Source organism: Micromonospora sp. NPDC049171, assembly GCF_040648275.1.
Taxonomy (GTDB): domain Bacteria; phylum Actinomycetota; class Actinomycetes; order Mycobacteriales; family Micromonosporaceae; genus Micromonospora.
Map to the genome: position 1 here is coordinate 17093 of NZ_JBEZDJ010000036.1, position 12538 is coordinate 29630.

Annotated in this window: 11 protein-coding genes; 9 read left to right on the plus strand and 2 right to left on the minus strand. The window is 71.4% G+C overall.

Features of this window, described 5'->3' with window-relative positions; translation table 11 throughout:
- The coding region (locus AB0B14_RS32795; protein ID WP_357525935.1) for a tetratricopeptide repeat protein at positions 1-538 on the minus strand (538 nt) is incomplete at its 3' end.
- Positions 539-839: 301 nt separating this feature from the next.
- Between AB0B14_RS32795 and AB0B14_RS32800 the strand changes: the two genes are divergently transcribed.
- From AB0B14_RS32800 to AB0B14_RS32815, 4 genes are all read left to right on the plus strand, one after another.
- Positions 840-1169 (plus strand): hypothetical protein, encoded by a 330-nt coding sequence (locus AB0B14_RS32800; protein WP_357525937.1) that lies wholly within the window; start codon positions 840-842, stop codon positions 1167-1169.
- Positions 1170-1195: 26 nt separating this feature from the next.
- The gene (locus AB0B14_RS32805; protein WP_357525939.1) at positions 1196-3454 is read left to right on the plus strand and encodes a CHAT domain-containing protein; all 2259 of its coding nucleotides are present in this window, start codon (positions 1196-1198) and stop codon (positions 3452-3454) included.
- Complete coding sequence (locus AB0B14_RS32810; RefSeq protein ID WP_357525941.1) at positions 3444-4757, plus strand: tetratricopeptide repeat protein; 1314 nt, start codon at positions 3444-3446, stop codon at positions 4755-4757. The genes AB0B14_RS32805 and AB0B14_RS32810 overlap by 11 nt, the downstream gene beginning before the upstream one ends.
- A 199-nt stretch (positions 4758-4956) precedes the next feature.
- Entirely contained in the window at positions 4957-5217 is a 261-nt protein-coding gene (locus AB0B14_RS32815; protein ID WP_357525942.1) for a hypothetical protein, read from the plus strand.
- Positions 5218-5788: 571 nt separating this feature from the next.
- Here AB0B14_RS32815 and AB0B14_RS32820 read toward each other — a convergent pair.
- Positions 5789-7054 (minus strand): glycosyltransferase family 4 protein, encoded by a 1266-nt coding sequence (locus AB0B14_RS32820; RefSeq protein ID WP_357525944.1) that lies wholly within the window; start codon positions 7052-7054, stop codon positions 5789-5791.
- A 24-nt stretch (positions 7055-7078) separates the two neighbouring features.
- Between AB0B14_RS32820 and AB0B14_RS32825 the strand changes: the two genes are divergently transcribed.
- From AB0B14_RS32825 to AB0B14_RS32845, 5 genes are all read left to right on the plus strand, one after another.
- A complete protein-coding gene (locus AB0B14_RS32825; protein WP_357065865.1) occupies positions 7079-7939 on the plus strand; it encodes a DNA-formamidopyrimidine glycosylase family protein in 861 nt (286 codons plus the stop codon).
- 264 nt (positions 7940-8203) lie between these two features.
- Positions 8204-9775: a sugar transferase gene (locus AB0B14_RS32830; protein WP_357066531.1), complete on the plus strand. Its 1572-nt coding sequence runs from the start codon at positions 8204-8206 to the stop codon at positions 9773-9775.
- Positions 9776-9782: 7 nt separating this feature from the next.
- Positions 9783-11009 carry a histidine kinase gene (locus AB0B14_RS32835; RefSeq protein ID WP_357065868.1) on the plus strand — a complete coding sequence of 409 codons (1227 nt, stop codon included), beginning with the start codon at positions 9783-9785 and terminating at the stop codon, positions 11007-11009.
- Positions 11006-11764 carry a LytTR family DNA-binding domain-containing protein gene (locus tag AB0B14_RS32840; protein WP_357065871.1) on the plus strand — a complete coding sequence of 253 codons (759 nt, stop codon included), beginning with the start codon at positions 11006-11008 and terminating at the stop codon, positions 11762-11764. The genes AB0B14_RS32835 and AB0B14_RS32840 overlap by 4 nt, the downstream gene beginning before the upstream one ends.
- Positions 11765-11843: 79 nt before the next feature.
- The gene (locus AB0B14_RS32845) at positions 11844-12494 is read left to right on the plus strand and encodes a DUF5701 family protein (RefSeq protein WP_357065874.1); all 651 of its coding nucleotides are present in this window, start codon (positions 11844-11846) and stop codon (positions 12492-12494) included.
- Positions 12495-12538 lie beyond the last annotated feature (44 nt).

Here is a 12538-nt window from a genome sequence, read left to right on the forward strand (position 1 = left end):
GGGCTTGGTGGTAGTGGTCGAGGGCCTGCTGCCGATCCCCTAAACCGTCGTACACGTGGCCGATGTTGTTGAGGGTGGTGGCTTCGCCGGCCCGGTTGCCGACCTCCCGCTGGATGGGGAGGGCTTGGTGGTAGTGGTCGAGGGCCTGCAGCCGGTCCCCCAAACCGTCGTACACGTGGCCGATGTTGCTGAGGGTGGCGGCTTCGCCGGTCCGGTTGCCGGCCTGCTGGTACATGGTCAGGGCCTGCTGGTAGTCCTCCAAGGCCGGCCAGGGCCGACCGGTCGACAACCGCGCCCAACCCCGGTCGTAGAGGGCGCCGGCATCCGGGCCCAGGGTCAGGGTCGCGGTGGCCATGGCCTCGACCGCCGCGAACCGCGAGGTACGCAGCCACACCCGACACACCCGGTCACCGACATCCCGGGCGATCACCGGCTGCTGACCGGCGACAGCAAGCCGATGCACCTCCACGTGTCGGGCGACGGTGGTCGCCGCAGCGGGGGCGACGGCGCGAGGTAGCGGCGGTGCCCGATCCTCCATGCCCGATCTACCTCGCTCTTCCTGCTGCTCCCGGTTGCCGACGCGGCGGTTGCCGAGGGTCGGACCGTGACACCACCGGCGTGGGGCAGTAGCCATCGGCCGCCATTGTTCTTCCCACGATGGCCGGAATGCGGTCAGCGAGTCGGAAACCCGTCACCTGAGCCGGGCTCACCGAGCGGTCCCGGGACGCGAATGAAACGTACAGTGGCCGCCAAGGTCCGCCCGTCGATCACCTGGCCGGAGCCGAGCGTGGGCGGTCCTGGGCCGGCTTGACCGGGCGTGTCGGGGGAGGGTGCGGGCAATGGGAAACGCCACGGTGGAGGTGTCCGGGGCGCAGGCCGCGAGCTGGGCGGCGGAGCTGCGGGCCGCGCTGGTCGGGGCCGTGGGGCCGGACGACAGCGTGTCGCCGGTGCAGGTGCAGCGGTCGGCCGAGATGGTGATCGCGGTGATCGGGCTGGTGTTCTCCGGGGTCGAGGTGGCCAAGACGATCACCGAGTGGTGGAGTGCCCGCCGCCGGGACGGTGCCGCGGTCACCGTGCTGCTGCCGGACGGCACCCGGATCGAGCTGGCCGAAGGCAGCCAGGCGCGGTTGGAGATCGCCATGCGGCCGGACGGCACCGGGCCGCACTGAACTGACCGCCACGACGGGATGGGCAGATGGGCACCTTCGAACTGGAGGTCTTCGCGCAGACCTCGAACTACTACGAGCTGCGGCTGTCCGCCGACGGCGAGCCGCCCCGGACCCGTGACCTGGACCGGGCCGCGGTCGATGAGTTGATCACGCTGGTACGACGTGACTACAGCACCGACGCCGCCGCGCAGAAGGTGTACGGCGCGGTCCGGCTGGCTGAGCTGGGGGCGCGGCTGGCGGAGTTCCTCGACGGTGACCAGCGGTGGCTGACCTCGATGCTGGCCCATCCGGCCGGGGCGGTGCTGCGGATCACCGCCGAGCAGCGGCTGCGGCACCTGCCCTGGGAACTGCTCGCCCGGGACGGCGCGTTCCTGACCGTGGCCGGGCGGGCGCCGCTCCTGCCGGTCCGTGCGGTCGGCACCCACGCAACGCTGACTGGCCCGGTCACGCCGGGTAACCGGCCGTTGCGGGTGCTGTTCATGGCGGCTTCGCCCGAAGGTGTCGAGCCGGTGCTCAAGTTCGAGGCCGAGGAGGCCGCGATCCTGGCCGCGACGCGACGGACCGGCACCGATCTGGTGGTCGAGGAGAGCGGCACCCTGGAGGGGCTCCGGTTCCTCAGCCGCGACTACGGGCCCGGTCACTTCGACGTGCTGCATCTGAGCGGGCACGCCACCACCGACGGCGGGGAGCCGGTCTTCGTGGTGGAGGACGAGTTCGGCGCGCCCGCGAGTGCGACGGCTGACCAGATCGCCGAGGCGATGCAGGGGCACTGGCCGCGGCTGGTGTTCGTTTCCGGCTGCCTGACCGCTGACGCCCCCGACGGTGGGGTTTTCCCGTCGATGAGCGAAAGCTTGGTGCAGGCTGGTGCTCCTGCGGTGCTCGGCTGGGCGCTGCCGGTCGGGGACGCCTCCGCCACCGATTTCGCCGCCGCGCTCTACCAGGCCCTGGCCGACGGCCAATCGTTGGACCGGGCCGTCGTCGAGGCCCGCCGTCACCTGTTCCACGACAGGAGGAGCAGCTACTGGCATCTGCTCCGGGTCTACGCCGACCGGTCCCCGCTGACGCCCATGGTCACCCCGCTGCACACCCGGGGCCGCAGACGGTTGCAGGTACGCGCCGTCGACCAGCAGTTCCTGGACCCGCAGACCCAACTGTCCCGGGTCGCTTCCCGCGCCGAGTTCGTCGGCCGGCGTCGACTCATCCAACGGTGCCTGCGCGCCCTCCGGCAACCCGCCGACACCCCCGGCGCGGCGCAGGGCCTGCTGTTGGCCGGCATGGGTGGGCTCGGCAAGAGCAGCCTCGCCTCCCGGCTCCTGGAACGCATGCCCATCCACCAGCACGCCGTCTGGTACGGCCGGGTCGACGCCATCAAGTTCCGCGAGCTGACCGACAAGATCCGCTTCGAAAGCGTCGACCAAACCATCGAGGCCGGCACACTCCTCGACAACGAACAGGTTCCCCTCCTGACCCGGCTGCGGCACCTGCTCGACGCCGACGGGCCACTCGGCGGGACACCCTGCCTGTTCGTCTTCGACGACTTCGAGACCGGCAACCTCGACACCCGCGACGACGGCAGCCGGGTGCTGGCCCCGGCGATGGCCGAGATCCTGCCCGCCCTGCTCACCGCGATCCGCGACACCGGCAGCCCGAGCCGCGTCATCATCACCAGCCGCTACCGCTTCCCCACCCCGGCCGGCACCACCGTCGCCGTCGAGGCCCTGGAGACCCTCACCCTCGTCGAGCAGACCAAGAAGATCGCCAACCTGGCCAACCTGCGCCCCGAATCCACGATCGACCCTGCCATCCGGGACCGGGCGATCAAGGCCGCGGCTGGCAACCCCCGGCTGCTCGACTGGCTCAACCGGATCGTCGACGATGCCACCCTCGACATCGACGGCCTGCTCACCGCCATCGAGAACGAAGCCAACCGGTTCCGCCGCGAGACAGTCCTGGCCGACAACCTGCTCGACTCCCAGCCCCTCGAACTCCGCCGGATGCTCGCCAGGATCAACGTCGTCGAGCTACCCGTACCCGCCGCCACCGTCCACGCCCTGCACCAACACCCCGATGCCACCCGGCACATCCAGCGGGCCGTCCAACTCGGCCTGCTCGAAGAGGGCATCGACCCCGAGAGCCGCCAGCCCCGTTACTACGTCTCCAACATCCTGCATCCCCTCGTCCGCCCCCTGCTCACCGACGACGAACACACCGACGCCTGCGCCGCCGCCGCCCAGTCCCTCTATCAGCTCTGGGTCCTCGACCCCGCCGCTTCCGATGGCCACTGACCCGACGGTCCTCGCCCGCTGGGTCGAGGTGCATCGGCTTGCTGTCGCCGGTCAGCAGCCGGCGATCGCCCGGGACCTCGGTGACCGGGTGTGTTGGGTGTGGCTGCGTACCTCGCGGTTTGCCGCAGTCGAGGCCATGGCCACCGCGACCCTGACCCTCGGCCCGGACGCCGACGCCCTCTATCAGCGTGGCTGGGCGCGGTCGGCGACCGGTCGGCCCTGGCCGGCACTGGAGGACTACCAGCAGGCCCTGACCATGTACCAGCAGGCCGGCAACCGGGGCAACGAAGCCGCCACCCTCAACAACATCGGCAGCGTGTACAACCGGTTGGGGGATCGGCAGCGGGCCCTCGACCACTACCACCAAGCCCTCCCCATTACGCAGGAGGTCGGCAACCGGGCCGGCGAAGCCGCCACCCTCAACAACATCGGCCACGTGTACGACAACCTGGGGGATCGGCAGCAGGCCCTCGACCACTACCACCAAGCCCTCCCCATCCGGCGGGACGTCGGCGACCGGGCCGGCGAAGCCGCCACCCTCAACAACATCGGCGGCGTTCACGACGGGTTGGGGGATGGGCAGCGGGCCCTCGAGCACTACCACCAGGCCCTCCCCATCCTGAGGGACGTCGGTGACCGGGCCGGCGAAGCCACCACCCTCAACAACATCGGCCACGTGTACGACAACCTGGGGGATCGGCAGCAGGCCCTCGACCACTACCACCAAGCCCTCCCCATCCAGCGGGACGTCGGCGACCGGGCCGGCGAAGCCGCCACCCTCAACAACATCGGCCACGTGTACGACAACCTGGGGGATCGGCAGCAGGCCCTCGACCACTACCACCAGGCCCTGCCCATCCGGCGGGAGGTCGGCGACCGGGCCGGCGAAGCCACCACCCTCAACAACATCGGCAGCGTGTACGACAACCTGGGGGATCTGCGGCGGGCCCTCGACCACTACCACCAAGCCCTCCCCATCCTGAGAGAGGTCGGCGACCGGGCCGGCGAAGCCGCCACCCTCAACAACATCGGCCACGTGTACGCCGGGTTAGAGGACCGGCAGCGGGCCCTCGACCACTACCACCAAGCCCTCCCCATCCGGCGGGACGTCGGCGACCGGGCGGGCGAAGCCACCACCCGGTACAACATCGCGATGGTCCACCGGGCGGGCGGTGACCTCGACCAGGCGATCCGGGAACTCGAACAGGTCGTTGATCTCGACCGGCAGGTCGACCACCCCGACCTCGAAGCCGACACCGCCCTCCTCGAACAACTCCGCCAACAACGCGCGGAAGGCCGGTAAGGAAAGACCTCCTGTCAATGCTTTCGGCACAGGAAGAGTCCGAACCCGGCTGGGCAACGCTGTGCGTTGATTCCTGCAAACAGAATCTGGGCTCGCTCGACCGAAACCCTTCAGCGGCATCGATGGTTGTCGTACCGTGGCAACTCGCCCTCGCCACCGTAGGGCCGATTCGCCACCGGCCTGGTCGGCACCCAGACCGGTGCCCAGGCCGCCACCTGGCCCACGGGCCACGAGCACCACGATCGCCACCAGCACCCAGTCGGTCAGCGGCACCGAGGACTTCGGCCTGGTCCGCTACAAGGCAGCGGCGATGCATAGGGCTCCGACCTACCCGGCCGACGTGGTGATCCACGCACCAGCCGCGCCGACGTGCGGCCCGCCTCGGCGGGCCACCGCCCGGCACCCTGACCAACCAGCCGGACGGGACCTGCCGGTGGCTCGCGCCGCCGGACACCGCTGAATGGCATACGCTCCGGCTCGCGTCGATCGGGCTGCCATTCAAGCCAACGGCCCGGCGGAGCTGGCCGCCCACCTCCGGTCAACAGGTGCGCTGTTCCAGGCCGCCGCAACGGAACCAGGCCCGGTCCGAGACGCGATCATCACGAGCTGGACGGGGTCGTGTCCGCCCGGCGTCACCGCCGCCCAGGTGATGCACTCCCGAAACGAACGCTCTGCGAACCCTAGACGCAGCAGCCCCGGCTCCGTTCAGGGCGGCGCGCACCCCGGCCCGGTCCAGCGGCCCGGGGAAGGTCACGTCCGTCCGCATCGTCAACGGCGGCTTCCTGCTGGCCAGCATCGCCCTCTCCGCCCGCGCCTCCCCCCGCTAACCCCGCCCCCGCCCCCGCGCGAACCTCGGGCTCGTCGATCATGGAGTAGTGGTGCCTGATTTGACGCTATACGAGAGCTTTGTCCCCCACCACAACTCCATGATCGACCGGGCAGTGGCGGGCGACCGGGGCAGTGGCGGGCGACGGGGCGGTGGCGGGCGTTCTGTCATGCCGTGGGGCAGCGCAGGGCCGCCCGGCACGGGGTCAGACTCGGTTGGGGGTTCGGGCTACACCTGCGTAGATGTCGATGAGCTGTTTGGTGACCACGTCAGGGTGGAAGGTGCGCTCGTAGCGGGCGCGGGCGGCCAGGGCCAGCCCGGCCGCACCCGCCCGGGCGACCGGTAGGGCGGCGGCCAGCGCGGCCGCCTCCGGTGCGACGACCCAGCCGGCCTCGCCCACCTCGATGCCGGAAGGCATGGGCGACCCGCCGCCGACGACAGCGGAGGCGACCTCGGCAGGGCCGGTGCCGGCGGGTTCGTGCGGGGCGTCGGCCCCGACCAGGTACGGAATGCCGCCCAACGCCGTGCCGAGCACCGGTCGGCCACTCGCCATCGCCTCGATGATCACGGTGGGCAGCACGTCGTGCCACATGGAGGCGGCGATCACCACGGCGCTCGCCTCGACCGCCGCGCGCACCCCGGCCCGGTCGAGCTGGCCGAGGTAGACCACGTCGGGTCGCTCGGCGGCGGCGGCCTCCACCAGCGGGCGCAGCTCCCCGTCGCCCGCCACCCGGAGCGTGCCCAGGGCACCCACCGGGTGCCGCCGCCAGGCGTCCAGCAGCAGGTCGACGCCCTTCTCCGGCGAGAGCCGGGCCATGTAGAGGAAGCCGTCACCGAGCGGCGCCGGCCGACCCGGGTCGGGGACGGAGTTCGGCTTCACGACGATGCGTTCGTCCGGAATGCCGTAGTCGCGGAGGTGGTCGGCGATCGCCGAGGTGAGCGCGACGTACCGATCGACCGAGCGCCAGGTGCCCCGGTGCACGGCCAGGGTGGTCGCCATCAGCGCGCTCTGCGCCGCCGAGTCGCGGTAGCAGCGGTGTTTGATCGCCGGCACTCCCAGCGCCCGACCCTTGCAGTCCTGACAGATCACGCCGTCGCGAAAGTAGATCCCGGACGAGCAGACCTGCCGGTAGTTGTGCACCGTCTGCACGACCGGCACGCCGTGGCGGTGCGCGGTCCGCACCACCCAGGGCGACAGCAGGGGGTACGGGTTGTGCAGGTGCAGAACGTCCGGCCGGTGCTCGGTGAGCAGCCGGCTCAGGTCGTGCTGGGCGCGCGGAGCCCAGATCGGCGAGATCGGCAGCAGCGCCTTCGCCACCTTCGACATCGACGGGATCTCGTCCGAGCTGCGGAGGAAGGGCAGCACCTCGACGCCAGCGGCGGTGAGCTGGGCGATCTCCGAGTCGACGATGGTGTTCTCGCCGGAGGGTTGGGCCTCCCGGTACCGGTTGTGCGCCACCACGATTCTCACGGGAAGAAAGGCTACCGTTGGGTCGTGCCCGAACTACCGGAGGTTGAGGCGCTCGCGGGTTACCTGCGACAGCGCGCGGTGGGCCGGCGCGTCGATCGACTGGAGATCGCCGCGATCAGCGCCCTGAAGACGTACGAACCGGCACCGACCGCGGTGGCCGGCCGGGCGGTGGTCGACGCCAGCCGGCACGGCAAGTTCCTCGACGTGCTCTTCGAGGGCGACCTGCACCTGGTGGTGCACCTGGCCCGGGCGGGCTGGCTGCACTACCGGGAGGCGTTCCCGGCCACCGCCCCGCTGCGCCCCGGCAAGGGCCCGATCGCGCTACGCGTACGCCTGGACGACGGCTCCGGGTTCGACCTCACCGAGGCCGGCACCCAGAAGAAGCTCGCCGCGTACCTGGTGACCGACCTGGCGGCGGTGCCCGGGGTGGTCAAGCTGGGCCCGGACGCGCTCGCTGCCGATCTGGCCACCTTCGCGGAGCGGCTGCGCAGTCGACGGGGGCAGGTCAAGGGGGTGCTGACCGACCAGTCGGTGCTGTCCGGGGTGGGTAACGCGTACTCCGACGAGATCCTGCACGCCGCGAAGCTGTCCCCGTTCGCGATCACCGACCGGCTCACCGACGACCAACTCGCCGGCCTGCACGCGGCCACCCGGCAGGTGCTCGGCGACGCGGTGGAGCGGTCCCTCGGTCAGCGGGCCGCGGAGTTGAAGGGCGAGAAGCGCTCCGGGTTGAAGGTGCACGCCCGCACCGGGCTGCCCTGCCCCGTCTGCGGGGACACCGTGCGGGAGGTCTCGTTCGCCGATTCCAGCCTCCAGTACTGCGCAACATGCCAGACCGGTGGAAAGCCCCTCGCTGACCGTCGGTTGTCCCGACTCGTACGGTGAGTAATTCCACTTCACGACTACGCAGCGGAATCGCCCACAGTGAGCGGAACCTCCGGTCCGCCGTTCTGGCCATGCGCGCATCCATCGGTATAGTGGCCCGGTCCCCGGCTTCTGAAATGGTGCGGAGCCGGCCAGATCGCACCGGCACCATCGGTCGCCAATCTCGTTCGGGGCGGCGACCGGTCGGAGCCCGCGTGGGAGACTGGGACGGTGGGCGACCCGGGCCCTCACGCCGAGTGAGCGGCCCGTGTCATGCGGGAGGACATGGGTGAGGTGACGGCAAGCCTCCAGCGCCCGGTATCCAACGAAGGCCGGAGCAGACTCGTGCGGCACGTCGACAGCTTCGAGATCCAGCCGCCGACGCCGCCGTCTCACAACGGCGTTCCTCGGTCGGCGTGGACGAGGTCGCGCCGCCGGGTCTCCCGCTGGCACCGCCCGTACATCGCCACCCTGCTGTTGCTCGACTTCGGCGCGGCGGCGTTCGCCAGTTGGATCGCGATCCAACTGTTCGATCAGGCCGCCTCCGGGTTCTCCGGCACCCAGCAGGACCCGACCTGGTTCCACACCGTCTCCTACCTGCTGCTGCCGCTCGGCTGGGTGGTCATCCTCTGGAGCAACCGGGGGTACGACCGGCGCTACCTGGGGCTGGGTCCGGACGAGTTCAAACGGGTGATCCGGGCCGGGGTGACGGTCGCCGCGAGTGTCTCGTTCCTCGCCTTCGCCACCAAGACCGAACTGTCCCGCTGGACGGTCGGCACGGCCCTGCTCGGGGCGCTGCTGCTGATCCTCTGGGGCCGGTTCGTGGCCCGCTGGGCGCTGCACTACATCCGGCGGCGGGCCGGCCAGGCCGCGCACCGGATGGTGCTGGTCGGCACCCTGCCGGAGTGCCTGGAGGTCTACGCGGCGGTCACCCGCAGCCCGGCCGCCGGGCTGATGCCCGTCGCCATCCACATCACCGACGGGTACGCGGCGGCCCGCGGCATGCCGACCCCCGTCCCCGTGTACGCCGGACGCGACGTGCTGGCCCTGGTCCGTGAGGTCGGTGGCGACACCATCGCCGTCTGTGGGTCGGCCAGCGCCGAGCCGGGCGAGCTGCGCCGGTTGGCCTGGCAGTTGGAGGGCTCCGGCGTCGACCTGGTGGTCGCCCCGCAGTTGACCGACATCGCCGGGCCCCGGGTGCACATCCGGCCGATCGAGGGTCTGCCGCTGCTGCACGTCGAGGAGCCGACCCTCTCCGGGCCGGCGCTGCTGGCCAAGAACCTGATGGACCGGGTCGCCGCCGGCCTCGGCCTGCTGCTGCTGGTCCCGCTCTTCCTGGCCATCGCCGTGGCGATCCGGATCTCCGACCGTGGGCCGGTCTTCTTCCGTCAGCCGCGGGTGGGGCACGAGGGGCGCACGTTCCGGGTGTGGAAGTTCCGGACCATGTACGTCGACGCCGAGGACCGGCTGGCCAGCCTGGTCGACCGGAACGAGACCGACGGCATGCTGTTCAAGATGAAGCAGGATCCCCGGGTCTTCCCGGTGGGACGTTTCCTCCGGGCCACCTCGCTGGACGAGTTACCGCAGTTGATCAACGTGCTCTGGGGTGAGATGTCGCTGGTCGGGCCGCGCCCGCTGCCGGCCGACGACGGCGACTTCCTGGGCGACGTCCGCAGGCGGCTGCTGGTCCGCCCCGGCATGACCGGCCTGTGGCAGGTCTCCGGCCGCTCCGACCTGTCGTGGGACGAGTCGGTCCGACTGGACCTCTACTACGTCGACAACTGGTCGCTCGCGTACGACCTGAGCATCCTGTGGCGCACCGTCGGGGTGGTGCTCGCCCGCAAGGGCGCGTACTAATCGCTGCGTGGCTGCCAACCTCTCCGCCGTGGTCGGCGTCGTCTCACTCGTCACCGCGCTGACGGCGGCGCTGCTGGCGGTGCTGCGGCTGCGGGCTCGCCGGGGCATCGCGACCGCCACCCAGCGGGCCACCTACGAGGTGCTGCACACCGCCGGCCTGGCGGCCGAGCCGCTGCGGGCCGGGCTGAGCGAGGCGGGCGCGGCGAAGGCCGTACGTCATCTGCGGGCCCTGGTGGGCGCGGTCGGGCTGGCGCTCACCGACGCCGAGCGGCTGTTGGCCCTCGACGGGCGCGGCACGCACCACGGCGGGCAACTGCTCGCGGCGGCCCAGCGGACGGTGCACAGCGGCCGCTCGGCGGTGCTGGGTGAGCAGGATCTGCACTGCGACCGGGTCGACTGCCCGATCCGGGGGGCGGTGGTCGCCCCGCTGCAGGGGGCGGACGGCCGGGTGGTCGGCGCGCTGGTGGCCGTCGCCGACAGTCCGCCGGCCCCGGGGTTGGTGCAGGCCACCCTGGAGACCGCGCACTGGGCCGGCAACCAGCTCGCCCTGGCGGAGTTGGACTCGTCCCGGGAGCGGCTGGCCCGGGCCGAGATCCGCGCGTTGCGGGCGCAGATCAGTCCGCACTTCATCTACAACGCGCTGACCGCGATCGGCTCGTTCGTCCGCACCGATCCCGAGCGGGCCCGGGAGTTGATCCTGGAGTTCGCGGAGTTCACCAGGTACTCGTTCCGGGCGCACGGGGAGTTCACCACCCTCGCCGAGGAGCTGCGCTCGATCGACCGCTACCTGACCATCGAGCGGGCCCGGTTCGGCGACCGGTTGCAGGTGCGGTTGCAGATCGCCCCGGAGGTGCTGCCGGTGACGCTGCCGTTCCTCTGCCTCCAGCCACTTGTGGAGAACGCCGTCCGCCACGGGTTGTCCCGCAAGCCGGGCACGGGCATGGTGAGCATCGAGGCCCGGGACGCGGGTGCCGAGTGTCACATCACGGTGGAGGACGACGGAGTGGGAATGGACCCGGCCACGCTGACCGCCGGCATCGCCGAGCTGGCCCGCGGCTCCGCCGATCCGGGCGACGACACGGGCCAGCACGTCGGCCTCTCCAACGTCGACGAGCGGCTGCGGTCGGTCTTCGGGGACCGGTTCGGCCTGGTCGTGGAGACCGGGCTGGGTTCGGGTACGAAGGTGAGCATGCGGGTGCCGAAGTTCCATCCCGGGGTACGGGCAGGCTCGTGACTGCTGCCTTTCTCCGGGTGCTCGCGGTGGACGACGAACCGCCCGCGCTCGACGAGCTGGCGTACCACCTGCGGGCCGACCCTCGGGTGGCCCGGCTGCACACCGCCGGGGACGCGACCGAGGCGCTGCGGCTGCTGCGCGACGGTGACGTGGACGTGGTCTTCCTGGACATCCGGATGCCCGGCCTGGACGGCATGGAGTTGGCGCGGGTGCTGCGCCGCTTCGCCCGGCCACCGGCGATCGTGTTCGTCACCGCGTACGACGACGGCGCGGTGGACGCCTTCGACCTGGGTGCCACCGACTACGTGCGGAAACCGGTGCGCGCCGATCGGCTGGCCGAGTCGCTGCGCCGGGTGATCGGCTCGCGGGTGGTGCCGTCGCACCCGGCGGCGCTGGCCCGCGCCGAGGAGGACCCGACCATCCCCATCGAGTTGGCCGGCACTACCCGGATGCTGCCCCGGTCGGCGGTGCGGTGGGTGGAGGCGCAGGGGGACTACGCCCGGCTGCACACCGCGGAGGGGTCGCACCTGGTACGCGTCTCGCTGGCCACGCTCGCGGAACGGTGGGCCGATGCCGGTTTCGTCCGGGTGCACCGGTCGTACCTCGTGCAGTTGAAGTTGATCGCGGAGCTGCGGTTGGTCAATTCCGGCTATGTGGTGGTGATCGACGCCGCCGAGCTGCCGGTGAGTCGGCGGCACACCCGGGAGCTGAAGGACAAGCTGGTCCGGGCCGCGAAGCAGGACTGGGGCCGCTGAGCCGGATTGCCGCGGCGGGAATAACCCCGACTCCCCGTACGTCGTACGGTACGTTTGCTGGACGACGAATGGAGCCGCCGTGTTCGACGCCGCCACCGAGTTCGACAGTCAACTCGACCACCTGGTGCAACTCGGTTACCCGGAGCTGGCCGGGCTGTCCGAGAGCGCCTTCCGGGACCTGGTCGCGCCGCTGCGGGCCAGGGCGGTCGAGGGCACCGTCGGCCTGCCCGACCCCACCGACGCCCGGGTGCCGTTCCTGCTGGTGATCACCAGGGACCTGGTCGGGGTGCCGGAACGAGTGGGCCGCACCACCCTGGCCGGCAAGCGCAAGCCCGGCGTCGTCGACCGCAACTACGCCGAGGACGACCTGCCCCGCTTCGACCCGATCAAGGAGTTGGAGGTGCCGGCGGGGCCGGCGTACCTGCTCTTCGACGTCGATCGGGGCGAGGAGTTCCGCAACCTGCCCCCGGTCACCGCGATGGAGGGGATCACCGCCCAGGGTCGGCTGCCACTCAGCATCGACGAGGGGCTCGCGTTCATCACCCTGCACCCGGCGGCGCTGGCGAGCAACAGGTGCTTCTCGCTCGTCGGCTCCCGCTGCGGCGACAAGCGGGTGCCGGCGCTCTGGATCAGCCAGGGCGCGCCGAAGCTGGGCTGGTGCTGGTACGGCAACCCGCACACCTGGCTCGGCTCCGCCTCGGCCCGGCCGGAGCGCGTCGGCCTGGAGTGACAGTCCCCTGAGGAGGGATGACCGGTCGGGCGGATCCGCCCGAC